Raw genomic sequence first — 25,866 nt, 5'->3', positions numbered from 1 at the left:
GTCAGACCTCCACCGGCAGCTTGTCGACGCGGATGGCCGCGGCCTTGTACTCGGCGGTCCCGGCGATCGGGCAGGTGGCTTCGATGGTGATGACGTTGACGTCGACCTCGTCCGGGAAGTGGAAGGTCATGAAGGCCAGGCCGGGCTTCAGCCCGTCGTCCAGCCGCACGGGTGCGACGATCTCCCCGCGCCGCGACGAGATCCGGGCCAGTTCGCCGGGTTCGACGCCGAGGGCGCGCGCGTCCTCCGGGCACAGGTCGAGGGTCTCCCCCCGGCGCAGCGGCGAGGGGAACCCACCGGACTGGACGCCGGTGTTGTAGGAGTCCAGGCGCCGCCCGGTGGTGAGCCGGATCGGGAACTCCTCGGTGAGCAGGTCGACCGGCGGGCTGTGCTCGAGCACCGTGAACGGCGCCGGGCGGCCGCGCTCGGCCGGGTCCTCGGCCCACAGCCGCGCGTGCAGGAACGTCGGTTCGAGGGTGTCCTCGGAGTAGCACGGCCACTGGATGCCGCCGAGCTCTTCGAGCCGCGCGTACGACATCCCCGCGTGCATCGGGGACAGCGACCGCAGCTCGTCCCAGACCTCTTCGCCGCCGGTGTGGTGCCAGTCGTGCCCGAGCCGGCGGGCGAGCTCGGACAGCAGCTCGATGTCGTCGCGCGCGCCTTCCGGGGGTTCGAGGGCCTTGCGGACGCGCTGGACCCGCCGCTCGGAGTTGGTGAAGGTGCCGTCGCTCTCGCACCAGGCCGCCGTCGCCGGCAGCACCACGTCGGCGAGCTGGGCGGTCTTGGTGAGGAAGATGTCCTGGACGACGAGGTGGTCGACGTTGGCCAGCCGCTTGATCGTGTGCTCGCAGTCCGCTTCGGACTGCACGGGGTTCTCGCCGATGATGTACACGCAGGTCAGGTCGCCGCGTTCCATCGCGTCGAGCATCTGGGTGAGGTTGAGGCCCCGGTGCGGTGGGATCGACGAGCCCCACGCCGTGTCGAACTTGGCGCGGACGTCCGCGTCGAGGACGTCCTGGAAGCCCGGGAGCCGGTCCGGGATGGCACCCATGTCGCCGCCGCCCTGGACGTTGTTCTGCCCGCGCAACGGGTTCAGCCCGGCGCCGTAGCGACCGACCTGCCCGGCGAGCAGCGCCAGGTTGATCAGCGACAAGACGTTGTCGGTGCCGTTGTGGTGTTCGGTGATGCCGAGGGTCCACGACAGCTGCGCGCGGTCGGCGCGGGCGTAGGTGTGGGCCAGCTCGCGGATGAGCCCGGCCGGCACACCGGTCGTCTTCTCCGCGACCTCCAACGTCCAGGGCTCGACCGAGGCGGCGAACTCGGCGAACCCCTCGGTGGCCCGCTCGACGAACGTCCGGTTCGCCAGTCCGGAGTGGATGATCTCGCGCGCGATGGCGTGCGCGAGCGGGATGTCCGTGCCGACCTCGAGCTGCAGCTGCCGGTGCGCCCAGCTCGCGGTGCTGGTCCGCCGCGGGTCGACCACGAAGAGCTTCGCTCCCTTGTGGACGGCCTTGAGGACGTGGTGGAAGAAGATCGGGTGCGCTTCGCGGGGGTTGCCGCCCCAGATCACGATGACGTCGGCGTCCTCGATCTCCTGGTAGGACGACGTGCCGCCGCCGCTGCCGAACACGCGGGCCAGCCCGGCGACGCTGGGCGCGTGGCAGGTGCGGTTGCACGAGTCGACGTTGTTCGTGCCGATCACCGCGCGGGCGAACTTCTGCGCGACGAAGTTCATCTCGTTGGTGGCGCGGGCGCACGAGAACATCCCGAACGCCTCGGGCCCCTTGCCGTCGAGGGTGCGGCGGATCCCGGCGGCGGCCCGGTCGAGGGCTTCGGCCCACGTGGCCGGCCGCAGCACGCCGGAATCACGCACCAGGGGCCGGGTGAGCCGGACGTAGGGCTCGGTGTTCCTGCGCTTCACGGTGACCTCCGGTCAGTGCGACCCGACGGGGACTTTGCTGGTGTGGTCGAGCAGCGAAACGGCGGCGTGGACGTACCGCAGGGCGGGCGCGGGCACGCCGGTCAGGCCGGCCAGCTCGACGACCGCGCCGATGATCGCGTCGATCTCCAGGGGCTTGCCGGCTTCGAGGTCCTGCAGCATCGACGTCTTGTGGTGGCCGACGCGCCAGGCGCCGTCGATGCGCTTCTCGACGGAGATCCGCGGGTCGGCGCCGGCCGCGCGGGCGATGGCCAGTGTCTCGGTCATCATCGTGGCGACGAGCTCGCGGGTGTCGGGGTGCTCGCACATCTGGGCCATGGTCGCCCGGGTCAGCGCCGAGAGCGGGTTGAACGCGACGTTGCCCATCAGCTTGATCCAGATGTCGTCGCGCAGCCGCGCTTCGACCGGCGCCTTGAGCCCGCCGGCGATCATCGCCGCGCTGAGCACCTTGGCACGCGCCGAGATCTCGCCGTCCGGCTCGCCGAGGGAGAACCGGGTGCCCTCCAGGTGCCGCACGACGCCCGGCTCCTCGATGACCGTCGAGCAGTAGACGACGCAGCCGATCGCCCGCCGCAGCCCGAGCACCGCCGTCACCGAGCCGCCGGGGTCGACGGTCTCGATCCGCCGCCCTTCGAGCGGGTGCCCCCGCAGGCCGTGGAAGTACCACCACGGAATGCCGTTCTGCGCGGCCACGATCGCCGTCTCCGGGCCGAGCAGCGGCGCGAGCAGCTCACCGCAGGAGGCGTAGGAGTGGGCTTTCAGGCCGAGGAACACGAAGTCGGCCTCGCCCACCTCGGCGGGGTCGTCCGTCACGTGGGGGTGCGCGGTGAAGTCACCGCGGGGGCTGAGCACCCGGACGCCGTGCTCGCGCATCGCCGCGAGGTGGGCCCGGCGGGCGATCAGGTGCACCTCGGTTCCGCCGCGGTGCAGCGCGGCCCCGACGTAGGCGCCGATCGCCCCGGCCCCGAGAACAGCCACCTTCATCACGCGCCTCCCAGGTCGACGAGGTATTGCATACAGTATCCTGGATCCACCGACGGGACCAGCTTTTCCGGCACGGCCACCCGGGCGGCTCAGCGAAGAGCGACAAACCGGACACCATGGGTCACTTCGCCCGGTCGTCGCTGATCCACATCGGCCGAAGTCCCCGCCTGCGGGTGAGTTCCGGGATTTTGCATACCAAAACCTGTATCCTGGTGGCAGATCACCGCTTTCCTCCCCGAGTCGAGGTGTCCCGTGAGCCAGCCCGCATCCCCGCTGCCCGAACGCGGCCCGACCGGCCGCCGCACGGCCAAGGGCTCGCTCAGCTCGACCCCCGCCAAGCGCGTCGAGCGGCCCGCGCCGCTGCGGCAGGTCGTCTACGAGGCCCTCGCCGAACTGATCGTCAACCGCACCCTCGAACCCGGGCAGCACCTGGTGGAGGCCGACCTCGCCGAGTACCTCGGCGTCAGCAGGCAGCCGGTCCGGGAAGCCCTGCAGCGGCTGCAGAGCGAAGGCTGGGTCGACCTCCGTCCCGCCCAGGGCGCGTTCGTCCACCTCCCCACCGACGAGGAGGCCGATCAGCTGTTGAGCGTCCGCAGCGTGCTGGAGACGCACTCCGCGAAGCTCGCCGCCGGCAACGCGAAGCCGGCGGACGTCTTCCGCCTGCACGAACTGCAGCAGGCCGGGATCAAGGCGCTGGCCAAGGAGGACACCGAGGGGCTGGTCGCGGCCAACGCCGCCCTCCACGCGTTCATCACCGAACTGTCCGGGAACAAGGTGCTGGCGGAGCTGATCGGTCTCGTCGACCGCCGGGTCCGCTGGTACTACACGCCCATCGCCCGGCCTCGCGGGCGGGACGCGTGGAACGAGCACGAAGAGCTCATCAAGGCGATCGCCGCCCAGGACGCCGACACTGCCGAGAAGATCATGGCCAAGCACACCGAACGCACCCGCCAGGCCTACCACGAACGCCCGGCCGCGTCTTCTGACGCCGAGCCCCCGACCCCGCCGGGGGCAAGTCCCCGGACCCCCGGCGGGATCGAGCGCCGCTGAAACCGGCGGGTCAGCCGTCGGCAGCGGCCGACGGTCGCGCCACCAGCTCGGTTTCGGCGAGCTGGTGGCGCTTCCGGCCGGGCTGGCGCAGGAACAGCGTCAGCACCGCCGACAGGAGCGCGATGCACCCGGCGAGGAGGTAGGCGCCCGTGTAGCCCCACACGCTGATGACCCCGGCGGCGAGTCCGCCGCCGCCGACACCGCCGACCAGTTTCGCGCTGTAGACCAGGCCGTAGTTCGACGCGTTGTTGTTCTCGCCGAAGTAGTCCGGCACCAGCGCGGCGAACAGCGGGTAGAACGCGCCGCCGCCGAAGCCGGTCAGGAACGCGAACACCATGAACAGCACCAGGTTGTGCGTGTTCCCGGCGTACAGCACGCCGAACTGCGCGACGGCCGCGACGACCAGGACCAGTGTCAGCGTCGGCCGCCGCCCGAGCTTGTCCGACGCCCAGCCGACGACCGCGCGACCGGTGCCGTTCACGATGGCCAGCACGCCGGCCGACGAAGCGGCGACGAACGCGCCGAAGTGGCTCACCTTCGCGAACGGCACCTGGAAGTTGATGCCGAACAGCGAAACCCCGCCGATGATCACCAGGCACACCCACATCAGCGGCAGCATCCCGGTCCGGACCGCCTCCATCGGCGAGAACTGCTTCACCGCGGGCGGGTTCTTTGCCAGTCCCCCGGTCGTGGACCGCCGGTCGCGGACCCAGGCGAGCGGGTCGACCTCCTTCGGCCACCAGCTCTTCGGCGGGTCCTTGAACAGGCACCCGCAGATCCCGACGGCGACGAGCATGTACACGCCCATGACGTCGAGGATCACCGAATAGTTGGCCGGGGTGAGGAAGGCCGCGAACACGTAGATGAACGGGACGGCACCGTAGGCGAAGCCGCCGTTGACGAACCCGGTCCGTGCCCCGCGCTTCTCGGGGTACCACTTGCCGACCATGTTGACGCAGGTCGCGTACACCAGCCCGGCACCGATGCCGCCGAGCACCGAATAGCCGGCGAACGCCAGCACGAGGTTGCCGCTGTGCGAAATGGTGAAGTAGCCGACCGCGCTGCACACCGCGCCGGCGAGCATCGCCGTCCTCGCCGACACGATGTTCTTCTCCCGCAGGCGCCCGGCCGGGAACGCCACCGCGGCCTGGAACACCGCCCAGATGCTGGCCAGCCAGAACGCGTCCGACAGCGTCCAGCCGTACTTCTGCTCCAGGGTGCCCTCCACGGCACCCCAGCCGTACTCGAAGACGCTGACCGCCATCATGGCGATCCAGGGCAGCCAGACCATCCAGCCGCGCGAGCGCCCCATGATGTCGTGCGGGGTCTCGCCGACCCGGTACACGCGTCCGTTCTCGTCGACTATCTCCTGGTACCGCATTGTGGTCATGAGCGATCTCTTCCCTCCGCCGGCTCGGGTCCCTTCACTGCGGTGCCGGCCGTCAGCCGGTGGCGGGCCGCGCGACGAGCTCGGTTTCGGCGAGCCCGTGACGCATGCCGCCGGGCTTGCGGCCCGGCTGGCGCAGGAACAGGGCGAGTCCGGCGGCGAGCAGGCTCGTCCCGGCGGCCAGGGAGAAGGCGGCGCCGTAGCCCCACCCGTCGATGACCAGCTTCCCGAGGCCGGCGCCCACGATCCCGGAGACGAGCTTCGAGCTGTAGACGAGGCCGTAGTTGCTGGCGTTGTTGTTTTCGCCGAAGTAGTCGGCGGTCAGCGCGGCGAACAGCGGGAAGATCGCCCCGCCGCCGAACCCGGAGACCATCGACGCCAGCAGGAACAGCGGCATGCTCCCGATCGAGCCGGACAGGTACACCGCGATCTGGGCCAGCCCCAGCACCACGCAGACCAGCAGCAGCGTCTGCCGCCGTCCGTAGCGGTCGGAGATCCAGCCGATCACCCCGCGCCCGGCGCCGTTGATGACCGCCTTGAGGCTCATCGCCAGCGCGACGATGCCGCCCGCGAAGCCCATCTCCTTGCCGAACGGAACCTGCGCGGAGATGCCGAAGATGTTGACGCCCGCCGTGCACAGCAGGCAGATCCACATCAGCGGCAGCATCCCGGTCCGGACCGCCTCCCGCGGGGTGAACTGCCGGACCGCGGGCGGGTTCTTCGCCAGCGCCCGACGCACGCGCGGGTCGTCCGGCACCTTCAGCGGGTCGACGTGCGCCGGCCACCAGTTCTTCGGCGGGTCGCGGAAGAAGAGCCCGCTGACCGCGACGGCCCCGGCCAGGAAGAGCCCGGCCGCGGGCAGGATGGCGCCGTAGTTGCCCAGGTCGAGGTAGTTCGTGAAGATGAAGATGAACGGCACCGAACCGTAGGCGAACCCGCCGTTGACGAACCCGGTCTTCCCGCCCTTGCGCTCCGGGTACCACTTGCCGACCATGTTGATGCAGGTCGCGTAGACGAACCCGGCGCCGCCGCCACCGAAGAGGCCGAAGCCGAGGTAGGCCCAGAAGACGCTCGGTGCGTAGGCCAGCGCCAGGTAGCCGAGCACGGTGCCCAACGCGCCGAGCAGCATCGCCGACCGGGCGGACAGCCGGCCGCTCTCCCGCATCTTGCCCGCGGGAAACGCGACCGCGGCCTGGAAGAACACCCAGACGGCCAGCAACCAGAAGATGTGCGCGCCGTGCCAGCCGTGCGCCGCGGACAATGTGTCCTCGGCCGAAGTGAACGCGTATTCCGATGAACTGATGGCCATCATGGCCACCCAGGGCAGGACGACCATCGTCCACCGCGGCCTGCCCATGATGTCCCGGTCGGACTCACCGACCCGGTAGACTCTTCCGTTCTTGTCGGTGATCTCCTGATACGTGGCTGCGGTCATAAGAGTTCTCTTTCGTCACCGTTGACTCATGTCCCTCTGCTGCCATCGTCCGTGCGGTGGATCTTCGTCCTTTCCTGGTGCGTCGGCCGGCCCCTGCGGAGACGTTCAGAGCAGGCCCGCGGCCCGCGCCCAGCGGTACTTCGCGCCGAGCACGGCCACGGGCTTCTCGGTCGTGTACGGATAGGCGACGACGCCGTGGTCGTAGAGGTAGTCGCTGGCTTCCTCCACTTCGACGTCGCCGGAGAGCGACGCGACGACGGGCTTGTGGATGCCCTTCGCGCGGTACTCGCCGACCACTTCGGACACCAGTTCCGCGAACACCATCGGCGGGGTGACGATGGTGTGCCAGTAGCCCAGGATCAGGGCGTGGACGCGGTCGTCCTCGAGGCCCAGCGCGATCGTGTTGCGGTAGGTCGAGGGCGGTTCCCCGCCGGTGATGTCGACCGGGTTGCCGGCCGCGCCGAAGGGCGGGATGAACTTCCGGAACGCCGCGTCGAGGTCGGGCGGGATCGCCATCAGGTCGAGCCCGTTGTCGACGCAGGCGTCCGAGAGCAGCACGCCCGAGCCGCCGGCCCCGGTGATGATGACGACGTTCTCGCCGTTCGGCGTCGGCAGCAGCGGGATGCCGCGGGCGTACTCGAGCATGTCGTTCAGCCCGGGCGCCCGGATCACGCCGCTCTGGCGGAGGATGTCGTCGTAGACCTTGTCGTCGCCGGCCAGCGCGCCGGTGTGCGAGCTGGCCGCCTTCGCGCCCTGCGACGTCCGGCCGGCCTTGAGCACCACGACGGGCTTGCGCCGGGAGACCCGCTTCGCCGTCTCCGCGAACGCCCGGCCGTCCTTGAGGTCCTCGAGGTGCATGGCGACGAGCTGGGTGTTGTCGTCCTGCTCGAAGAAGGTGAGCAGGTCGTCCTCGTCGATGTCGGCCTTGTTGCCGACGCCGACGATCGAGGAGACGCCCATCTTCGCCGACCGGCTGAAACCGAGGATCGCCATCCCGATGCCGCCGCTCTGCGACGACAGCGCCACGCCGCCCTTGACGTCATACGGTGTACAAAATGTCGCCGACAGGTTCTCCGGCGTGTAGTAGTAGCCGTAGATGTTCGGGCCGAGGATGCGCACGCCGTGCTTGCGGGCGATCGCCACGACCTCGTCCTGCAGTGCGATGTTGCCCGTTTCGCCGAAGCCGGACGGGATGAGGATCGCCCCCGCCACGCCCTTCTTCCCGGCCTCTTCCAGCGCCGCGGGGACGAACTTCGCCGGGATGGCGAACACGGCGACGTCGACGTCGCCGGGCACGTCGGTGATGCTCGCGTAGGCCTTGCGGTCGAGGATCTCGGCGGCCTTGGGGTTGATCGGGTGGATTTCCCCGGCGTACCCGCCGTCGACCAGGTTCTTCAGCACCGAGTTGCCGATCTTCCCGGCTTCGGCCGACGCGCCGATCACCGCGACCGACGCCGGTTTCATGATCCGGTTCATCGAGGCGAGGATCTCCTCCCGGGTGAACCGGTGCGGCTCCTTCGCCGCGTCCGGGTCGACCAGGATCCGGACGTCGACCGCGGTGGCCCCGCCGGGGGTGGCGAGCACCGGGTTCAGATCCACTTCCGACAGCTGCAGGAAGTCGGTGACCAGCTCGCCGAGCCCGGTGATCACGGCGGCGAGGGCGTCGCGGTCGACCGGATCCGCGCCGCGGACGCCCCGGAGGATCTCGGCCGCCTGGATACCGTCGACCATCGACCGGGCTTCTTCGGTGCTCGTCGGCGCGAGCCGGAAGGTGACGTCCTTGAGCACCTCCACCAGCACGCCGCCGAGGCCGAACGCGACGATCTTGCCGAACGTCGGGTCGGTGACCGAGCCGATGATCACCTCCTGGCCCCCGGTGAGCATCTGCTGCACCTGGACGCCGAGGATCCGGGCTCCGGCGTGGTACGCCTTCGCGTTCTCGACGATCTTCGTGAAGCCGGCCTTGACCGCCGCGGCGTCGCGCAGGCCGACGAGCACCCCGCCGGCCTCGGTCTTGTGCAGGATGTCCGGCGAGACGATCTTGAGCACCACGGGCAGCCCGATGTCTTCGGCGTGGGCCACCGCCTCCGCAGCCGTCGCCGCCAGCCGCTCGGCGGGGGTCGGGATGCCGTAGGCCTCGCAGACCGCACGCCCCTCGGGCGCGGTCAGCGACGTCCGGCCTTCGGCGGCCGCCTGTCCGAGGATCCGTTCGACCGCCGCACGATCCGCCACGTCAGATCACCCCCGCCGCGCGGAACTCGCCGAGTTCCGCTTCGCTGTATCCGAGTTCGGTCAGTATTTCGTCGTTGTGCTCGCCGAGCAGCGGCGACCGGTGGATCTCCACCGGCGAGTCGGACAGCTTGAGCGGGCAGCCGACGGTCTTGAAGGTGCCGCGCTCGGGGTGCTCGACCTCGACGACCGAGCCGAGCTCGGCGAGCGTCTCGTCCTCGATGAGCTCCTTGGTGGACAGGATCGGGCCGCACGGGATGTTGCGGGCGTTGAGCTTCTCCATCACTTCCCACTTCGTGTGCTTCTCGGTCCACTCCTCGACGAGCGCGAACATCTTGTCCAGTTTGGACAACCGGACCTCGGGGGTGGCCCAGGCCGGGTCGTCGGCCAGCTCGGCCTTGCCGATCAGCCGGGCGAGCGGGGCCCAGCCGGGCGGCTGGACGATCACGTAGATGTAGTCGTTCGGTCCGCCGGGCGCGCACTTCACCGCCCAGCCGGGCTGGCCGCCGCCGGAGGCGTTGCCCGAACGCGGGACCTCGTCGCCGAACTGGTCGTTCGGGTACTCCCCGAGCGGGCCGTGGGCGAGCCGCTGCTGGTCGCGCAGCTTGACCCGGCACAGGTTGAGCACGGCGTCCTGCATGGCGACCTGGACGCGCTGGCCGCGGCCGGTGGAGGTCCGCTGGTACAGCGCGGCGAGGATGGCGGCCACCAGGTGGATGCCGGTGCCGGAGTCGCCGATCTGGGCGCCGGTCGCGGTCGGTGGCCCGTCCTCGAAGCCGGTGGTGCTCATCGCGCCGCCCATGGCCTGCGCGACGACTTCGTAGGCCTTGAAGCCGGCGTAGCGGCCGGGGCCGAACCCCTTGATGGAGGCGTAGACCAGGCGCGGGTTGAGCGCGGCCAGCGTCTCCCACGGGTAGCCGAACCGGTCGACGACGCCCGGGCCGAAGTTCTCCACCAGGACGTCCACTCCGGACACGAGCTTCTCGAAGATTCCCTTGCCCTCGGGGCTCTTCATGTTGAGCGTGATGCTGCGCTTGTTGGCGTTCAGCATCGTGAAGTAGAGGCTGTCCACGCCCGGCAGGTCGCGCAGCTGCCCGCGGGTGATGTCGCCGCGGCCGGGGGTTTCGAGCTTGATCACGTCCGCGCCGAGCCAGGCGAGCAGCTGCGTCGACGACGGACCGGACTGCACGTGCGTCATGTCGAGGACGCGGACGCCCTCCAGTGCCTTGCCCATGCCTTGGCCTCCGCTCACTTGTACATGGTCTGGTTCATGGTTCCGGGGGCGTACACGTCGGGGTCGACCCAGACGTTGATCAGCGACGGCTTTCCGGACTCCCGCGCCCGCAGCAGCGCCGGCCCGATGTCGGCCGGGTCGCGGACCTCCTCGCCGTAGCCGCCGAGCATCCGGGCGAACTCGTCGTAGCGGACGTCGCCGAGGGTGTTGCCGACGCGCTCGCGCCGCGGGCCGTACTTCGCGGCCTGGCCGTAGCGGATCTGGTTCATCGACGAGTTGTTGCCGACGATCCCGACGAACGGCAGGTCGAACCGCACCAGCGTCTCGAAGTCCCAGCCGGTGAGGCTGAAGGCGCCGTCTCCGAAGAGCGCGACGACCTCTTTGTCCGGGCGCGCGTGCTTGGCGGCCATGACGAACGGGATGCCGACGCCGAGCGTCCCGAGCGGACCGGGGTCCATCCAGTGGCCGGGCGACTTGGGCTGGACGACCTGGCCGGAGAAGGTGACGATGTCGCCGCCGTCGCCGATGTAGATCGAGTCCTCGGTGAGGAACTCGTTGATCTCGTGGACCAGCCGGTACGGGTGGATCGGGCGCGCGTCGGAGTGCTGCAGCGGCAGCCGCTTCTGCTTGGCCTTCTCCTCCACGGCCTGGAGTTCTTCGAGCCAGGTCTTGCGGCCGACGGCACCGTTGTCGGTGCGGCCGGACGCGGCCTCGGCGACGGCGGCGAGCACCTGGCCGGCGTCGCCGACGATGCCGAGGTCGACGTCGCAGTTCTTGCCGACCGTGCGGTAGTCGAGGTCGATCTGGACGACGGTGGCGTCCTTCGACAGCCGCTTGCCGTACCCCATCCGGAAGTCGAACGGGGTGCCGACGATGACGATGACGTCGGCGTTGTCGAAGGCGTACCGGCGCGAGAGCTGGAAGTGGTGCGGGTCGCCCGGCGGCAGCGTGCCGCGGCCGGCGCCGTTCATGTACGCCGGGATGTTCAGCGTCCGGACGAGCTCGGTCGCCGGGCCGGTCGCCCGGGTGGTCCAGACCTGGCTGCCGAGCAGGATGGCCGGTTTCCTGGCGTGCACCAGCAGGTCGGCGAGCTTCTCGACGTCGGCGGGGTCGCCCGCGTTCTTCGTCGACGCCCGGTAGCGGCCGGCCTCGGGGATCCGGGCGTGCTCCAGCGGTACGCGCGCGTCGAGGACGTCCCGCGGGATCTCCAAGAAGGACGGTCCGGGCGCGCCGGCGTAGGCCTCGCGGAAGGCCATGCTGACGAGGTCGGCGACCCGGGCGGTGTGCGGCACGGTGGCGGCGAACTTGGTGATCGGCGTCATCATGTCCACGTGCGGGAGGTCCTGCAGGGACCCCATCTTGTGCTGGGTCAGCGCGCCCTGGCCGCCGATCAGCAGCATCGGGCTCTCCGCGCGCAGCGCGTTCGCGACGCCGGTGACCGCGTCGGTGGTGCCCGGCCCGGCGGTGACCACCGCGCAACCGGGCTTGCCGGTGATCCGCGCGTAGCCGTCGGCCGCGTGCGCCGCGACCTGTTCGTGGCGGACGTCGATGACCTCGATGCCTTCGTCGACGCAGCCGTCGTAGATGTCGATGATGTGGCCACCGCACAGGGTGAAGATCGTGTCGACCCCTTCGGCCTTCAACGCCTTGGCCACCAGGTGGCCGCCGGATATCCCGGCGGGCGCGGGCTCGGCGCCGTTCGTCGCTGCGGCACTCTCCCCCGCGGTGGTGCCGGTCGTGGTCAGCGCCATGGCTCAACTCCTCTGGTCCGCCGCCGGATCTCTCCTGTCCGGCGGTGCGTGTCGCCTTTTCCGAGGTCAGCGACCCCTTCGCGGCAGACTGTAGATTGCATACCGTATGGGGTAGGCATATAGTCACTCTTCTGGCAGCCCGTGTCCAGGGCCATCCGCAGGTTTTTCCGGACTCGAAACCGGCCCCCGCGGACCACCGCTCCGCGCCCGGACACGGCGGACTTCCTCGCCCTGCCCCGCCGCGGAAAGGACGCCCCCGCATGGACCTCTTCGAACACGAAGCCCGCGAACTCTTCGAAAAACACGGCGTACCGGTGCCCCGTGGCCGGGTCGCGGCGGATCCGGCCGCGGCCCGTTCCGCGGCGGCGGCCCTCGGCGGGCCGGTGGTGGTCAAGGCCCAGGTGAAGACCGGCGGGCGCGGCAAGGCGGGCGGCGTTCGCGTGGTGCGCACCGCCGACGACGCCGAACAGGCCGCCGACGACATCCTCGGGATGGACATCAAGGGCCACACCGTGCACCGCGTCCTGGTGACCGAAGCGAGCGAGATCGCGGACGAGTACTACCTTTCCTTCCTCCTCGACCGCGCCGGGCGGACGTTCCTCGCGATGGCGTCGGCCGAAGGCGGGATGGAGATCGAGGAGGTGGCGGCCACCCGGCCGGACGCCCTGGTCCGCGTCCCGGTCGACCCGCTGGCGGGCGTCGACGCCGCGGCCGTCGCGGCCGTGTTCCCCGCCGACGTCCGCGCCGAGGTCGCCGGGGTCGTCGAGCGGCTGTGGGAGGTGTTCACCGCCGAAGACTGCACGCTCGTCGAGGTCAATCCCCTGGCGCTGACGGCCACCGGGATCGTCGCACTCGACGGCAAGATCACGTTGGACGACAACGCCGCCTTCCGGCGTTCCTCGTCGTTCGGCACCGCGGCCGACGGTGACCCGCTGGAGCGCGAGGCGCACGCGAAAGGACTCAACTACGTCAAGCTCGACGGCGACATCGGCGTGATCGGCAACGGGGCAGGCCTCGTGATGTCCACTTTGGACGTGGTGGCGGCGGCCGCGGCGGATGCGGGCGCGCGGGGACCGGCGAACTTCCTCGACATCGGCGGCGGGGCGTCGGCGCAGGTGATGGTCGACGGGCTCACCGTCGTCCTCGGCGACCCCCAGGTGCGCAGCGTCTTCGTCAACGTCTTCGGCGGCATCACCGCGTGCGACGCCGTCGCGACCGGGATCGTCCGGTCGCTGGAGATCCTCGGTCCGCGGGCCACCAAGCCCCTCGTCGTCCGGCTCGACGGCAACAACGTCACCGAAGGCAGGCGGATCCTCGCCGACGCCGCGCACCCCCTGGTCACCGTGGTGGCCACCATGGACGACGCCGCCCGCGAGGCGGCGAAGCTCGCGATGGCGGAGGTCTGACCGTGGCCATCTTCCTGGACGAGAACAGCCGGATCGTCGTCTCCGGCATCACCGGTTCCGAAGGCGCGAAGCACACGCGGCGGATGCTGGCCGCCGGGACCAACGTCGTCGGCGGGGTGAACCCCCGCAAAGCCGGGCAGCACGTGGCCGTCGGCGACGCGTCGCTGCCGGTGTTCGGCAGCGTGGCGGACTCGATGGCGGCGACCGGGGCGGACGTCTGCGTGCTGTTCGTGCCGCCCCCGTTCGTCGCCGACGCCGTGGTCGAAGCGGTGGACGCCGGCATCGGGCTCGCGGTGGTCATCACCGAAGGCGTCCCGGTGCACGACAGCGCGCGGCTGTGGGCGCACGCCGTCGCGGCCGGCGGGCGAACCCGGATCATCGGCCCGAACTGCCCGGGCGTCATCTCCCCCGGCCGGTCGAACGCCGGCATCATCCCGGCCGACATCACCGGCCCGGGCCGGATCGGGCTCGTGTCGAAGTCCGGCACGCTGACCTACCAGCTCATGCACGAGCTGCGGGACATCGGGTTCTCCACCTGCGTCGGCATCGGCGGCGACCCGATCATCGGGACCACGCACATCGACGCGGTCGAGGCGTTCGAAAAGGATCCCGAGACGGACTTGATCGTCCTGATCGGCGAGATCGGCGGCGACGCGGAAGAACGGGCCGCGGAGTTCGTGCGCGCCAACGTGTCGAAGCCGGTCGTCGGGTACGTGGCCGGGTTCACCGCCCCGGAAGGCAAGACGATGGGCCACGCGGGCGCGATCGTGTCGGGCTCGGCGGGCACGGCCGCGGCGAAGAAGGCGGCCCTGGAGGCGGCGGGCATCCGGGTCGGGCGCACGCCGAGCGAGACGGCGGCGCTGGCCCGCGAGCTGCTCGGCTGATGGAGCTCCGCCAGCTGGCGGTGGTGGTGGCGGTCGCCGAGGAGGGCGGGTTCACGGCGGCCGCCCAGCGCCTGCGGACGGTCCAGTCGACGGTGTCCACCGTGGTCCGGGCCCTGGAGCGCGACCTGGGCACCCCGCTGTTCCACCGCACGACGCACCGGGTGGTCCTGACGCCCGCGGGCGAGGCGTTCGTCCCGGCGGCCCGGGCGGCCCTCGAGGCGGCGGAACGCGCCCGGGCGGCGGTGTCCCCGGTGCGCGGCCGGGTCCGGGTGGGCGTGTGCCCGGGCTTGCTGGCGGACCTGCCCCGGACGCTCACGGCGCTGCGGCACGCGCACCCGGGGCTGGAGGTGGCGGTCCGGTCCGTGCGGCCGGAGGAGGTGGCGTGCGCAGTATGGCAGTCCGATGTGGACATGGTGGTGACGCCCGCAGGAGGCGACCTCGCGAACTCCGCCGGCCACGCGTCCGGCCCGGCGCCCACCTCGGGCGGCGACCTCCCGACCTTCGCCAGGAACGCGCTCGGCCCGGCAACCCCCGCACCAACCGCCCCCACCTCGGGCGGCGACCTCGCCAACTCCGCCAGGAACGCGCCCGGCCCGGCGACCCCCGCACCCGGAGACCGGGCGCGCACCACGACCCTCCTCCCGCCGGAAGAGCTGATCCTCGTCACCGCGCCCGGCGGCTCGCGGTCCGCCCCCGCCGATCTCTCAGCACTCTCCTTTGTGGACTTCCCGCCGGGCTGGGCGATCCGCGAGGCCGTCGACCGAGCCTTCCCCGGCCGCCGGATTTCGCTGGAAGTCGACGATCTCGCCGTGGCCGTCGAACTCGTGCGGGGCGGGTTCGCCGCCTGCGTCCTGCCCGCCTCCGCCGCCGCGCGGTTCCCGGCGCTCACCGTGCGGCGGTTCGCGCGGCCCGTTCCGTGGCAGCTCGCGGCCGTGCACCGGGCCGAGCCCGGCGCCGCCGTGGCCGCCGTGCTCGCTCAGCTCGGCTGAAGGCCGAGGCGGTCGGGTCGCGTGTAGACGTTCATCGACGTCCCGCGCAGGAAACCCACCAGGGTCAGGCCCGTTTCCGCGGCCAGGTCGACCGCCAGCGACGACGGCGCCGACACCGCGGCCAGCACCGGGATCCCGGCCATCACCGCCTTCTGCACCAGCTCGAACGACGCCCGCCCGCTCACCATCAGCACCGTCCCGGACAGCGGCAGCCCGCCGTCCCGGGTCGCCCAGCCGACCACCTTGTCCACCGCGTTGTGCCGTCCGACGTCCTCGCGCAGGCACCGCAGCTTCCCGTCGGCGTCGAACAAGCCCGCCGCGTGGAGGCCGCCGGTGCGGTCGAAGACCCGTTGCGCCGCCCGGAGTTCGTCCGGCAACCCGGCCAGTGTCGCCGGGTCGGTCGCGAACGGGTCGCCGTCGACCGGCCACGTGGCCGTCGTGCGCACGGCGTCCAGGCTGGCCTTGCCGCACAGCCCGCACGAAGACGTCGTGTAGAAATTGCGCTCCACCGAGGCGTCCGGTGGGGCGACGCCGTCGGCGAGCACGACGTCCAGGACGTTGTAGGTGTTGCCGCCGTCCGCGGTGGCGCCGGCGCAGTAGCGGATCGACCGGATGTCGGCCGCCGCGCGGACCACGCCTTCGCCGACCAGGAACCCGGCGGCGAGGTCGAAGTCGTCGCCCGGGGTCCGCATCGTGATCGTCAGCGGCTTGCCGGCGACCCGGATCTCCAGGGGTTCCTCGACGGTCAGGGTGTCCGGCCGCGTGGTGTGCCCGCCGTCGTGGACGCGCAGCACCCGCCGCCTGCTGGTCATCCGCCCCACGTCACGCCGCCGGCAGCAGTGTCTTGGGCCGGCCCGGCTGGGTCAGCCGCCCGGACAGCACCGCCCCGGCCAGGCTCAGCACGCCGGCCGCGACGAATCCCTGTTCCGGCACGGCGAGCGTGGCCAACCCGATCCCGGCCGCCGCCCCGACGGCCTTGGCGCTGTAGAGGATCCCGAAGTTCTGCGCGGCCGACTCCTCGCCGAAGTACTCGCGCACCAGCCCGACGAGCAGCGTGTAGCAGCAGCCGTTGCCGAGACCGGCCAGCGCGACGCCCAGCAGCAGGCCGGCGGCGTGCCGGTGTTCACCGGAGTAGCACAGCACGAACTGGGCGACACCGCCCGCGAACAGGGCGAACCGCAGGATCCTGGGCCGGCCCAGCCGGTCGGCGAGCCGTCCGATGAGGACACGTCCGCTCCCGGTGGCCGCGGCGAGCAACGCCAGCGCGGCCGCGGCGAGCCCGGGCCCGTTGCGCGCGGCCGTGAACGTCGCCAGGTAGGCCAGGTCGAACAGCAGCACGGCGGCCGCGAGCACGACGACGAGGTACAGCGCGAGGGTCGTCCCGCACCGGAACAGCTCCGCCGGCCGGTAGTGGCGGACCGCCGGACGGCGGTTGTGCGTCCGGTCGAGCGCCCAGGCCCGGGGTTCGGGCGCGACGGGCCACCAGTGCCGCGGCGGGTACCGCAGCAGCACCGCGCACCCGGCGATGACGGCGAGCACGACCGCGGCGGTGACGTCCAAGAGCACCGAACGCGCGGCAGGCAGGGCGGCGGCGAGCACGACGAAGGGGACGCTGCCGAAAGCGAAAGCGCCGCTCACCAACCCCGCGCGGGGGCCGGTGCGATCCGGGAACCAGGCGAGCACCGCGCCGACGCAGGTGGCGTACACCAGGCCGGTCCCGAGCCCTCCGAGCACGGAGTATCCGACGAACACGGTCAGCAGGCTGGTCGCGTGGCCGAGCGTCACGAGCCCGGCGGCGCACAGGACCGCTCCGGCGGCCATCGCCGCGGGCGCCGGGAGCAGACCGCGTTCCCGGAGCCAGGCCACCGGGAACGCGGCGCCGGCCTGGCAAAGGGCCCACACCGCGAGCGAAAGGACGACCCCGCCGAACGTCCAGCCGGGCGTCCGGCTCAGCGACGGGACGATCGCGCCGAAGCCGTACTGCTGCACCCCGGCGGCGAGCATGGCCGCGGCGGCGAGCCAGGTGATCCACGTCCGCGGCCGGCCGAGCAGGTCGCGGTCGGACTCGCCGACGCGGTACCGCCGTCCGTAGACGTCCCGGAGCTCACGCACCTCGGCCATGGCGACCGCCTCTCCGCAGACTGGAGATTGTATGCAGTATCCTGTCGCCCAAGTGTGCGCTTCTTGGGCTGGGATGTCCACTGGGAGGGGTGGTAGGCGCCCGGATGGCCGAGTCCGCGACAAGAGCGGTCCGGCGGATCTCGAGGCACGGCCGAAGAGTCGGCCGCTTGGCGGCACTCGAGCGCGACGGTCACGTCGCGAAAGGGAGGCGGCTTGGCCGCTCATTGGGTGCGGCATTCACCGAGCGCGGCAGTCACGCCGCGGAGGAGGGCCTGGCAGCTCATTGCACGCGGCACTCGCCGAGCGGCGGTCACGTCGCGAAAGGGAGGGGCTTGGCCGCTTCACCGCGTGCGGCACTCACTGAGCGCGGCAGCCGTCACGCCGCGGAGGGAGGCGGCCCGGTGGCCATCGAGGGAGGAGGCGGCCACCGGACCGGTGCTCCGCCGCGGTACCGGCCGCGCGGAGCACTGACAGTCTGGCCACCGGAGCCGCTTCCCGACAAGCTTTCGCGGCGCGCTGGGCCGGGCGGTGCCCGTTTGGCCGCTCCGGGAGTGTCACGGCCGTCCACTTCGAACCGGACGCGTGACGGTGAGATACGACGAGAACACCGACCGCCACCTGAGTGCGCTCAAGCGGCGACCGGCCGGCGAGGCCGCGCTCGGTGGCGTGGCTTCGCCGGCACGGGCACGGCTTTCAAGCCTTCTTGCGCGTCGCTCGCTTGCGGGCCGGCTTGGCTTCGGCCGGCTCGGCCGCCGCGGCCTGGTCGGCTTCGAAGCCCGCGATGATCTCGCTGGACAGGCGGCCGCGCTCGGCGACCTCGTAGCCGTTCGCCTGCGCCCACTCGCGGATCTGCCGGTTGCGCTCGCGGTCGGTACCCGAACCGGACGCGCCGGACAGCGACTGGCCGGTCGCGAGGCGGACCTTGCGGCCGCCGATGCGCCGCGCGGCGGCGACGTAGCGAGCCAGTTCGTCCCGCAGCGCGGAGGCGTTCTCCTCGGACAGGTCGATCTCGTAGGTCACCCCGTCGAGGCTGAAGGGGACGGTCTGCGAAGCCTCGCTGCCGTCGAGGTCGTCCACCATCTGGACCTGTACCCGTTGCGCCATGATTCGTCGTTCCTCATCTTCTCCAGAACACGGTCGGACAGACCCTAACCTGTCGAATCATGCCCGGCACGCGCGACACCCTGAAGCGTCCACAATGGCCGCCCGGGCGAGCGGGTCGCCCGCGTCCAGCGTGACCGCAACCGGCCCGAAATGCTCGCCACCTTGGATGTGATTTGATTTTGTGATATGCTCGAAATCGAATCGGTACCGCGTCGACATGAGTTTGGCCGGATTTCCCGCTAATGACCCCGCGCCGGCCGGACCACCTTCACGGCCGCCGCCGCGCGAGCAGCACATTTGCTCGTCGACACCGAGCCGTTCCTCTTCTCCAGCACTCTCGCCGAACGCCTCCTCGGCGACCACACCGAGGAACTCCTGGTTTACCACCAACCCTACGGTCCCGGTCGGCGCCCGCGCCGAAGCGGCATACCTGAGCCGGTTCGCCGGAGCGAGCCTGACGCACCGCAATTCTGGTATAGACCAGTATCCGATTCTCGGCGCCGGCCTCGATTCGTTCGCATACCGGACCCCGTCGCGATGATTCCACGTGTTCGAGGTCGACCACCCGGCGACTCAGGAGGCCAAACGGGCGCCGGCGTCGGCAACCGCCTTCGGTGACGTTCGTCCCGATCGACTCCGAAGCCGATCCGCTCCGGGAACAGCTCGTCCAGAGTGGACTGGACCCGTTTCGCCCCGTGTTCGCAGGCTGGCTCGGTGTCACCGCGTACCCGACCCGGACCGCGATTGCCGCGACATTGCGGAAGCTCGGCGGATTCGCCGCGGGATCGGAAATCGCGACCGGCCACCTGCCGCCCGCGGAACTGCGCGACACGGCCGGGAACGGCTACGTCGAAGCCGTCGAGCCGGTGGCCACCGGAGGGCGGCGAGCCGCGCCGGCCCCCGCTCGCGTTCCCCGCTGAGCCGGGCTCGGCTCAGTCGGGCAACATCGGCACCTCGAGATCGTCCGGACGGCCGAGCAGCACCGCACGGGTGACCGCGGCCTTCCCGAACCGGTCCCGCACGGCGTCGAGGGCGGTGTCGAGCTCGCTCGAGCGCTCCCGTTCGAACGGCAACGCCGGCTGGAACGGATTTTCGTCGGCCAGGTTGGACAGCGCCGCGCCCAGCAGGGTGATTCCGCGGTCGGCGATCAGCGGCAGCGCGGCGACGAGCAGCTCCCGCGCCGCGGCGAGCAGCACACCGGTGCCGGCGGTGGGATCGGTCAGCGTGTGCGAGCGGGTCGCGCGGGAGAAGTCGGCGAAGCGCAGGCGGATCGTCACGGTCCGGCAGACGCGGCGGGCGGCGCGCAACCGGCGGGCGATCCGGTCGATCAGCGCCACGAGCACGACGTCGAGCTCGGCCGGCGTCCGCCTGCCGCGGCCGAGGGCCCGCTGGGCGCCGATCGAGCGCCGCCGGGTGCCGATCTCGACGCGGCGCGGGTCTTCGTTGTGCGCCAGGTCGTGCAGGTGCGCGCCGGCGGCCCGGCCGAGCAGGCCGACGAGGTCGACGTGCTCGGACGCGGCCAGCTGCCCGACGGTGGTGATGCCGCGCGCCCGCAGCTTCTCGGCGGTGACCTTGCCGACGCCCCAGAGCGCCGAAACCGGCAGCGGGTGCAGGAAGGCCAGCTCGCCGTCGTGCGGGACGACGAGCAGGCCGTCGGGCTTTGCGACGCGGCTGGCGACCTTGGCGAGGAACTTCGTCCGCGCCACCCCGACGGTGATCGGCAGCCCGGTCCGCTCGGCGACGGCCGCCCGCAGCCGCTCGGCGACGCGGCTCGGCCGCCCGCCGATCCTGGCCAATCCCCCGACGTCGAGGAACGCCTCGTCGATCGAGATGCCTTCCACCCGCGGCGTCGTGTCGTGGAAGACCTCGAACACCGCCCGGCTCGCGGCCAGGTACGCCGACATTCGCGGCCGCACGACGACCGCCTCCGGGCACAGCCGGCGGGCCTGCGCGCCGCCCATCGCGGTGCGCACGCCACAGGCCTTGGCCTCGTAACTCGCGGCGAGCACGACCCCGCCGCCGACGATGACCGGCCGCCCCTTCAGGGCCGGATCGTCGCGTTGTTCGACCGAGGCGTAGAACGAGTCGAGGTCGGCGTGCAGGATGGGCCCCTCGTCTGTCATAGAACATATGTTCGCATACCCGTGCGCCGAAGTCCGCTCGTCCGCCTGCCGCGGGTGACGTGCCGCCGGTCGAAAGTGCGCGTTTTTCCGGTTGTCCGTGCTCTGTCGCCGAGCTCACACTCGACCCGACGAACAGCCCGACCACTGGGGGCGACATGACCGAGAAGTGCCGATGCGGCGACCACCACGCGTGGGCCGCGCCGAACCCGCAGGACCGGCCGGCGGCACCACGCCAGCCGCTGTTGACGACGACCCTGGCCCGCGAAGACCACCTGGAGGACGCCGGCAGGCTCGACCCGACCGACCGCGTGACGTGCCGGACGCACCGCCGCTGGCTGCACGACTGCGTGGCCTCGCCGGTCCACACGAACCCGGCGATCGGGTACCGCTGGTGCCGTCGCTGCGACCACCAGGCCCTGGTGGCGGTGGACGAGCTCGCCGGCGAGGTGACGATCCGGTGCGGGCTGTGCGGGGCCGTCCCGCGGAGCCGGGCCAACCAGGAGCTGATCGAGCTGTGCCGGCGGAGCCTGGCATTGGCCCGCTCGGGCCGCTTCCCGGAGGCGGCGGCCGCCTGAGCGCCCGGCTGGGTTGAGCGCCCGGCCGCGGTGACCGCCTGACGGCCGTGATGGCGTGGCCGGGGTGAACGCGTGGCTGCGCCGCGATCGCCCGGTTTCGGCAAGGCGGTGGCGATAGTGAGCGCTCGGCTGCTGCGATCGCTCGGCTGCGGTAAGGCCGCGGCCGCAATGCGCCCTCGGCCGCGATGACCGCCCAGCTACGGCAAGCCCGTGACCGCAGTAGACCACTCGAGCGCGGCAAGCCCGTGGCCGCAATGCGCGCTCGGCCGCGATGACCGCCCAGCTACGGCAAGCCCGTGGCCGCAGTGACCGCCCGGCTCGGCAAGGCCGTGACCGCAATCCGCGCTCGGCCGCCGTGACCGCCCGGCTGCCATGATGCGGGAGTGCCCGAACTCGGAACCACCGCGTTGGTGATCCTGTTGCCCGCCGCCGAGCCGGTGCTGGCCGCGGCCCGGCGGGTCGATCCCGCCTTGGTCCGTCCCGGCCTGCCCGCCCACGTCACGGCGCTGTACCCGTTCTTGCCGGACCCGTCGCCGAGCGAAGAGGTCCTTGAGGCAGTCCGCGCGCTGGCGGCGGGCTTTCCCCCGCTCGAGGTCCGGCTCACCGAGCTGGTGGTGGCACCGGGCTTCGTGTCCCTCGCCGCTCCGGCGCTTCAGGCGGTCGCCGACGCGGTGTGCGCTCGGTGGCCCGGGATCCTGCCGTACGGGGGCCGGTTCGGTCCTCGCCCGGTCGCCCATCTGACCGTCGCGATGGGTGGTTCGGACGAGGCTCTCGCGCGGGTGGCCGATGAAGTGCGGCCGCTGCTGCCGCTGACCGATCGCGCGGAGTCCCTGCAGTGGGTGGCGCTCACCGACCGCGGCTGGGAGCCGCGGCTGTCGGCACCGTTCGGCGGCGGAGGCGACCGCCCGCTGGGCTAGGGCCCGGTGACTTCGGGAGCCGCCGTTCGCTCCAGCTCCCGGTACGCGCGGGCGATCGCGCGCAACCGGGCCACGTCCGCGGCGAACGGCTCCGTCGCCGCGGTGGGCGGCTCCGTCCCGGACGGCTCGTCCGGCAGGTCGCGCACCAGTCTCGCCGCCGTCGTCGGTGGGACCGCCGGGGTCACCCCGGCCAGGACCAAGCCGTCGTTCGTCTCGCTCATCGCCGTCAGGAGGCGCTCGCGGCGGGACGGGCCCGCCGGGTCGATCCGGACGATCTCCGGGAACCGCCGCGTCAGGTGGTCGCGCAGGGGCCGCAGCAGGCGGAGCGTCTTGGCGTCGCGGCGCGAGGCCGCCCAGCCCGGGATCGCCGGGATCGTCAGGCCCAGCACGATCAGCAACACCGACACCGCCGGGAACCCGACGTCCAGGGTGCACGGCAACGTCGAGAACGGCCCCCGGCACAACGCCTTCACCGGGTGGTCGGCCTGCAGCGCGCCGATCGTCGCGACCACCTTCCCGGCCAGGTAGGCGACCGCGAACGCCGACGCCAGCAGCAACAACGCGAGGCCCGCCCGCAGCGCTCCCCCGCTCGCCCGGATCGTCACCGCGGCCACGAAGCCGATGTCGAGCACCGCGAAACCCAGGTACACCGTGTACGTGAAGACGTAGACCACCAGCGTCGGGTGCGTGCGGTACAGCTCGTCGAACACGCCGACGCCGCGCGGCAGGTCCGAGGTGCTGAAGAACGTCACCACCAGCACCGTCAGCGCCACGCCGAGCGCGACCAGCCGGGTGCGGCGGCCGCGGTCGCGGGTACCGCTGATCTCGGCCACCGTCAGGCCGATGCCGTATGCCGCGACCATCGTCGCCAGGTTCGACAGCAGCCGGCCGAGACTCGGGTGGATCTCGCTCTCGAACTGCTGGGCCCGGTTGGACAGGAAGCAGAACGCCGCGCCCAGCGCGATCAGCGAGACGGCCAGGCCGGCGCCCGCGCCGGTGCGGCGCGCGCGGACCGCTCGCCAGATTCCGGCCGACAGCGCGAAGAGCCCGACTCCGACGAAAAGTAGGTCGATCACGGAACGCGACTATCCCAGGAGTGCCGCCAGCCGCCTAGCCTGATCCGCCGCCCGGCCGGACGCGCCCGGCTGAACGGCGGCCGGCTCGCTCGTCGCCGCGCTCATCAGCAGGACGGCGATCAGCTCGGCCTCGTACTCGTCGGTCCCGGTGGTGACGCGCGTCAGCAGGTGCGACAACGCGCGCGGCGCCAGGTCCGGGGCGAGTTCGGCGGCTTCGGCCTCCGACATCAGGCACGTCCCGGTGTGCGCGCACAGCAGGTGGGCCAGCTCGTGGGCGATGATGTGGTCCTGGTGCAGCGCCGACGTGTGCTCGGTGTAGGCGATCAGGTCGTAGTCCGGGCGGGCCTGCCACGCACCGGACGGCTGCCCGGGCCGGTGGGCGACGGGAACGAGGTCGATCTCGCGCCCGCGCCACGCTTCGAGCCCGTCGACCCAGGCGTTCATCGACCACGGCCGCGGCATCGGGACGGCGGCGAGCACCGCCCGCACGCGCTCGCGTGCCCGCGCGCGGAGGGCCGGCAGGCCGCGCTCGTCGATGGGTCCTCCCCGGTCACCGGGCGCCAGCCGGGTGCACCGGGGCGCGAAGACGGACGAGGCCATCGTAACCGAGCCGGCCGCGGTCACTCCGGCTTCCGCCGCCGGCCGGTGCGACGCCGGGTTTCGTCGTAGCTGGTGAGCTGATCGAGCAGGGCCGTCACGGTTTCGCGGTCGCGCGGCGAGAGCCGCATGGCCCGTTGCGCGAGGTTCCGCGCCTCGCTGTCGCGCCACGCCACGACGTCTTCGACCTGCTGGTCGACCTGGCCGGCGACCCGGTCGTCGAAGAAGTAGGTCACCGGCACGCCGAAGAACTGGGCGAGCGCCTGGATGTGCGAGCGCTTCGGGTCCTTGCGCGCGCCGACGGCGAGCTGCTGGACGTGCGTCGCCGACATCGTGACGCCGGTCTGTTCGGCGACGCCGTGCGCGATCTCCCGGTAGGAGTACGGCTTCCGATCCGGCGGGTGCACGGTCGCGATCAGGTGCGCCAGCCGTTCGGCGAAACTGCGCTCTTCGCTCACCACACACCACCCGCAGCCATGAAACGTGACACCGGTCAGCCTAGCTGTCCTGAAAACTTGACACACCCTGTGTCGGAAAGACTACGATACGCCTGACCGGTGTTTCGGAAACTTGACACCGGCCCGGGGTGGCGCAGCGGCCCGCGGGTGACTCACGTGGCCGCTGGGGGTGGCCACGCGCCCCACCCTCACCGCCGCGCCGCCCCTCTCGCTTTCCCGCTGGGGTGGAGGGTTTCGGCTCGGACGGCGGTGGATCGAGCCCGCGCACCGGCAAGGCAGCTTCAGCGGATCAAGCGCACGCGCCGACACGCCGAGCCGGCGCCAGCGGACCCGCCCACGCGAGGGTCACCGCCGGCGCGGCGACACCACCCTCATCTCGCCAACAGCCGGCGCACCACCCCCGGCGGCGCTCCGGCGTGCTCGCGCACCGTCCGCGTCAAATGGGCCTGATCGGCGAACCCCAGCTCGACCGCCAGCACACCCAGCTCCCGCTCCCCCGCCTCCAGCCGCTCCAGAGCGCGGCTCACCCGCACCCGGTTGCGGTACCGGGTCAGCGAAACACCCAGCTCCCGCGGGAACGCCCGGCTCAACCGGTACGGCGACACCCCCAGCGCCTCCGCCAGCGGGAACAGCCCGGCCGCCGCCGGGTCGTCCGTCACGATCGCCTCGCGGGCGCGGCCTACCAGCGTGCGGTCGTTCGCGCCCGCCGCCCGCGCCGGCTGCGCGAGCGCGCCCCCCACCAGCACCAGCAGCTGTTCCGCCAGCGCGTAGTCCGGGTCGGCCGCCGAGGCGACCACCCGGCGGTGGGCGAGCTCGAGCGCGCCGTCGACGTACACCGTCGACGGCACCGCCCGGTCGCCCGTGAGGCGCCGCCACAACCGCGCGCCGAACTCCACCGACGTGCACACGTCTCCGCCCGCCGGGTGCGCGAAGCACTCCTCGTCGCCGGGTTCGACGATGTACGCCGCCGTCGGCTCCGCGTCCGCAATCACTCCGCGGACGCGCCGGCGGAACCGGCCGCGGCGGACGAGCACCATCCGGTGGCCGGCCGAGACCTCCGCCGCCGACCAGCCGGTGTGGTCGTCGGCGCAGCGGACCACGTTCACCGCATACCCGGGGCGGGCCACCACTTCCACTGCGTCACGCACGTCACGGACCGTACGCCGGGGGTACGACAGTTTCCGGCCCGCAAGGATCTTCAAGACCGCGGCCCGCGACGGCGGGCAGGCTGCCGCACGACGAAAGGAGCCATCCGTGCCCGCAGAACTCACCGCCGTCGTCCTCGACTGCGCCGACCCGGCCGCGCTCGCCGCCTTCTACGCCAAGGCGCTGGGCTGGGAAGTCACCTACGAGGACGCCGACACCGTCCAGCTGGGCGGCGGCCCGGCCGTCCTCGGCTTCCAGCGCGTCGCGGGCTACCGCGGCCCCGCCTGGCCCGGCGACGCCAAGCACGCCCACCTCGACTTCAAGGTCGGCGACCTCGCCGCCGCCACCGCCGGGTTCGTGGCACTGGGCGCCACCCAACCGGAGTTCCAGCCCGGTGGCGGCGACTGGACCGTCCTGCAGGACCCCGAAGGCCACCTCTTCTGCCTGGCCGAAGGCTGACA

Annotated in this window: 25 protein-coding genes; 9 read left to right on the top strand and 16 right to left on the bottom strand. The window is 71.9% G+C overall.

All coding sequences use genetic code 11. The features are described 5' to 3' along the window. Position 1: 1 nt before the first annotated feature. Together DV20_RS35780 and DV20_RS35775 are read right to left on the bottom strand one after the other, a co-directional pair. Positions 2–1,921, bottom strand: coding sequence for a molybdopterin oxidoreductase family protein (locus tag DV20_RS35780; protein ID WP_043787725.1), 1,920 nt, complete (start codon positions 1,919–1,921; stop codon positions 2–4). A gap of 12 nt (positions 1,922–1,933) precedes the next feature. Then, positions 1,934–2,923 carry a 2-dehydropantoate 2-reductase gene (locus DV20_RS35775; protein WP_043787723.1) on the bottom strand — a complete coding sequence of 330 codons (990 nt, stop codon included), beginning with the start codon at positions 2,921–2,923 and terminating at the stop codon, positions 1,934–1,936. A gap of 252 nt (positions 2,924–3,175) precedes the next feature. Here DV20_RS35775 and DV20_RS35770 point away from each other — a divergent pair, with 252 nt between their 5' ends. Continuing rightward, positions 3,176–3,973 (top strand): GntR family transcriptional regulator, encoded by a 798-nt coding sequence (locus DV20_RS35770; RefSeq protein ID WP_051736264.1) that lies wholly within the window; start codon positions 3,176–3,178, stop codon positions 3,971–3,973. Between the two features lie 10 nt (positions 3,974–3,983). Here the strand turns inward: DV20_RS35770 and DV20_RS35765 are convergent, their stop codons facing one another. From DV20_RS35765 to DV20_RS35745, 5 genes are all read right to left on the bottom strand, one after another. Continuing rightward, positions 3,984–5,363 carry an OFA family MFS transporter gene (locus DV20_RS35765; protein ID WP_043787722.1) on the bottom strand — a complete coding sequence of 460 codons (1,380 nt, stop codon included), beginning with the start codon at positions 5,361–5,363 and terminating at the stop codon, positions 3,984–3,986. 52 nt (positions 5,364–5,415) lie between these two features. Then, the gene (locus DV20_RS35760; protein ID WP_051736263.1) at positions 5,416–6,795 is read right to left on the bottom strand and encodes an OFA family MFS transporter; all 1,380 of its coding nucleotides are present in this window, start codon (positions 6,793–6,795) and stop codon (positions 5,416–5,418) included. Between the two features lie 105 nt (positions 6,796–6,900). Next, complete coding sequence (locus DV20_RS35755; RefSeq protein ID WP_043787721.1) at positions 6,901–9,027, bottom strand: acetate--CoA ligase family protein; 2,127 nt, start codon at positions 9,025–9,027, stop codon at positions 6,901–6,903. Between the two features lies 1 nt (position 9,028). Next, on the bottom strand, positions 9,029–10,258 hold the full coding sequence (gene frc, locus DV20_RS35750) for a formyl-CoA transferase (RefSeq protein ID WP_043787718.1): 1,230 nt from the start codon (positions 10,256–10,258) through the stop codon (positions 9,029–9,031). 14 nt (positions 10,259–10,272) lie between these two features. Beyond that, a complete protein-coding gene (locus DV20_RS35745; RefSeq protein WP_200876562.1) occupies positions 10,273–12,009 on the bottom strand; it encodes a thiamine pyrophosphate-binding protein in 1,737 nt (578 codons plus the stop codon). Between the two features lie 260 nt (positions 12,010–12,269). On the opposite strand from DV20_RS35745, the gene sucC reads away from it, so the two are divergent. From sucC to DV20_RS35730, 3 genes are read left to right on the top strand one after another with little or no spacing between them, the layout of a single operon-like run. Beyond that, positions 12,270–13,415, top strand: coding sequence for an ADP-forming succinate--CoA ligase subunit beta (gene sucC / locus DV20_RS35740; RefSeq protein ID WP_043787716.1), 1,146 nt, complete (start codon positions 12,270–12,272; stop codon positions 13,413–13,415). 2 nt (positions 13,416–13,417) lie between these two features. Continuing rightward, positions 13,418–14,299: a succinate--CoA ligase subunit alpha gene (sucD, locus tag DV20_RS35735; protein ID WP_043787714.1), complete on the top strand. Its 882-nt coding sequence runs from the start codon at positions 13,418–13,420 to the stop codon at positions 14,297–14,299. Continuing rightward, the gene (locus DV20_RS35730; protein ID WP_043787712.1) at positions 14,299–15,288 is read left to right on the top strand and encodes a LysR family transcriptional regulator; all 990 of its coding nucleotides are present in this window, start codon (positions 14,299–14,301) and stop codon (positions 15,286–15,288) included. The genes sucD and DV20_RS35730 overlap by 1 nt, the downstream gene beginning before the upstream one ends. Here DV20_RS35730 and fdhD read toward each other — a convergent pair. The 4 genes from fdhD to DV20_RS46820 form a co-directional block, all read right to left on the bottom strand. Next, on the bottom strand, positions 15,276–16,109 hold the full coding sequence (gene fdhD, locus DV20_RS35725) for a formate dehydrogenase accessory sulfurtransferase FdhD (RefSeq protein ID WP_200876561.1): 834 nt from the start codon (positions 16,107–16,109) through the stop codon (positions 15,276–15,278). The two genes, DV20_RS35730 and fdhD, sit on opposite strands and share 13 nt — an antisense overlap. A 1-nt stretch (position 16,110) precedes the next feature. Next, positions 16,111–17,409: an MFS transporter gene (locus tag DV20_RS35720; protein WP_043787711.1), complete on the bottom strand. Its 1,299-nt coding sequence runs from the start codon at positions 17,407–17,409 to the stop codon at positions 16,111–16,113. A gap of 693 nt (positions 17,410–18,102) precedes the next feature. Next, positions 18,103–18,513 (bottom strand): histone-like nucleoid-structuring protein Lsr2, encoded by a 411-nt coding sequence (locus tag DV20_RS35715; RefSeq protein ID WP_043787709.1) that lies wholly within the window; start codon positions 18,511–18,513, stop codon positions 18,103–18,105. Positions 18,514–18,570: 57 nt separating this feature from the next. Further along, positions 18,571–18,900, bottom strand: coding sequence for a hypothetical protein (locus DV20_RS46820; RefSeq protein WP_167344415.1), 330 nt, complete (start codon positions 18,898–18,900; stop codon positions 18,571–18,573). Between DV20_RS46820 and DV20_RS47090 the strand changes: the two genes are divergently transcribed. Beyond that, positions 18,809–19,054 (top strand): class I SAM-dependent methyltransferase, encoded by a 246-nt coding sequence (locus DV20_RS47090; RefSeq protein WP_268747467.1) that lies wholly within the window; start codon positions 18,809–18,811, stop codon positions 19,052–19,054. The two genes, DV20_RS46820 and DV20_RS47090, sit on opposite strands and share 92 nt — an antisense overlap. Before the next feature lie 73 nt (positions 19,055–19,127). Continuing rightward, positions 19,128–19,433 (top strand): class I SAM-dependent methyltransferase, encoded by a 306-nt coding sequence (locus DV20_RS47085; protein ID WP_051736262.1) that lies wholly within the window; start codon positions 19,128–19,130, stop codon positions 19,431–19,433. A 12-nt stretch (positions 19,434–19,445) separates the two neighbouring features. On the opposite strand, the gene dinB is transcribed toward DV20_RS47085, so the two are convergent. Further along, a complete protein-coding gene (gene dinB / locus DV20_RS35705) occupies positions 19,446–20,636 on the bottom strand; it encodes a DNA polymerase IV (RefSeq protein WP_043787707.1) in 1,191 nt (396 codons plus the stop codon). 155 nt (positions 20,637–20,791) lie between these two features. Here dinB and DV20_RS35700 point away from each other — a divergent pair, with 155 nt between their 5' ends. Together DV20_RS35700 and DV20_RS35695 are read left to right on the top strand one after the other, a co-directional pair. Then, positions 20,792–21,211: a hypothetical protein gene (locus tag DV20_RS35700; RefSeq protein ID WP_043787705.1), complete on the top strand. Its 420-nt coding sequence runs from the start codon at positions 20,792–20,794 to the stop codon at positions 21,209–21,211. A 383-nt stretch (positions 21,212–21,594) separates the two neighbouring features. Then, a complete protein-coding gene (locus tag DV20_RS35695; protein WP_235191082.1) occupies positions 21,595–22,128 on the top strand; it encodes a 2'-5' RNA ligase family protein in 534 nt (177 codons plus the stop codon). Here the strand turns inward: DV20_RS35695 and DV20_RS35690 are convergent. The 4 genes from DV20_RS35690 to DV20_RS35675 all read right to left on the bottom strand — a co-directional run bounded on the left by DV20_RS35690 (position 22,125) and on the right by DV20_RS35675 (position 25,437). Then, complete coding sequence (locus DV20_RS35690; RefSeq protein WP_043787703.1) at positions 22,125–23,204, bottom strand: hypothetical protein; 1,080 nt, start codon at positions 23,202–23,204, stop codon at positions 22,125–22,127. The genes DV20_RS35695 and DV20_RS35690 overlap by 4 nt on opposite strands. Before the next feature lie 9 nt (positions 23,205–23,213). Then, the gene (locus DV20_RS35685) at positions 23,214–23,804 is read right to left on the bottom strand and encodes an ImmA/IrrE family metallo-endopeptidase (RefSeq protein WP_235191081.1); all 591 of its coding nucleotides are present in this window, start codon (positions 23,802–23,804) and stop codon (positions 23,214–23,216) included. 20 nt (positions 23,805–23,824) lie between these two features. Then, positions 23,825–24,259 carry a transcriptional regulator gene (locus tag DV20_RS35680; protein ID WP_084093831.1) on the bottom strand — a complete coding sequence of 145 codons (435 nt, stop codon included), beginning with the start codon at positions 24,257–24,259 and terminating at the stop codon, positions 23,825–23,827. Positions 24,260–24,630: 371 nt separating this feature from the next. Beyond that, positions 24,631–25,437, bottom strand: a complete 807-nt coding sequence (locus tag DV20_RS35675) for a helix-turn-helix transcriptional regulator (protein ID WP_043787793.1) — start codon at positions 25,435–25,437, stop codon at positions 24,631–24,633. A 76-nt stretch (positions 25,438–25,513) separates the two neighbouring features. Here DV20_RS35675 and DV20_RS35670 point away from each other — a divergent pair, with 76 nt between their 5' ends. Continuing rightward, entirely contained in the window at positions 25,514–25,864 is a 351-nt protein-coding gene (locus tag DV20_RS35670; RefSeq protein ID WP_043787700.1) for a VOC family protein, read from the top strand. The last annotated feature ends 2 nt before the right edge of the window (positions 25,865–25,866 follow it).

This window comes from Amycolatopsis rifamycinica (genome assembly GCF_000695625.1).
In the GTDB taxonomy this organism is placed as follows: Bacteria; Actinomycetota; Actinomycetes; order Mycobacteriales; family Pseudonocardiaceae; genus Amycolatopsis; species Amycolatopsis rifamycinica.
This window is presented reverse-complemented; position numbering and strand designations above follow the sequence as displayed.

Coding starts and splice junctions, on each gene's coding strand:
- DV20_RS35775 (WP_043787723.1), bottom strand. CDS start 2,923: ATGAAGGTGGCTGTTCTCGGGGCCGGGGCGATCGGCGCCTACGTCGGG.
- DV20_RS35765 (WP_043787722.1), bottom strand. CDS start 5,363: ATGACCACAATGCGGTACCAGGAGATAGTCGACGAGAACGGACGCGTG.
- DV20_RS35760 (WP_051736263.1), bottom strand. CDS start 6,795: ATGACCGCAGCCACGTATCAGGAGATCACCGACAAGAACGGAAGAGTC.
- frc (WP_043787718.1), bottom strand. CDS start 10,258: ATGGGCAAGGCACTGGAGGGCGTCCGCGTCCTCGACATGACGCACGTG.
- DV20_RS35745 (WP_200876562.1), bottom strand. CDS start 12,009: ATGGCGCTGACCACGACCGGCACCACCGCGGGGGAGAGTGCCGCAGCG.
- sucC (WP_043787716.1), top strand. CDS start 12,270: ATGGACCTCTTCGAACACGAAGCCCGCGAACTCTTCGAAAAACACGGC.
- DV20_RS35730 (WP_043787712.1), top strand. CDS start 14,299: ATGGAGCTCCGCCAGCTGGCGGTGGTGGTGGCGGTCGCCGAGGAGGGC.
- DV20_RS35720 (WP_043787711.1), bottom strand. CDS start 17,409: ATGGCCGAGGTGCGTGAGCTCCGGGACGTCTACGGACGGCGGTACCGC.
- DV20_RS35715 (WP_043787709.1), bottom strand. CDS start 18,513: ATGGCGCAACGGGTACAGGTCCAGATGGTGGACGACCTCGACGGCAGC.
- dinB (WP_043787707.1), bottom strand. CDS start 20,636: ATGACAGACGAGGGGCCCATCCTGCACGCCGACCTCGACTCGTTCTAC.
- DV20_RS35700 (WP_043787705.1), top strand. CDS start 20,792: ATGACCGAGAAGTGCCGATGCGGCGACCACCACGCGTGGGCCGCGCCG.
- DV20_RS35685 (WP_235191081.1), bottom strand. CDS start 23,804: ATGGCCTCGTCCGTCTTCGCGCCCCGGTGCACCCGGCTGGCGCCCGGT.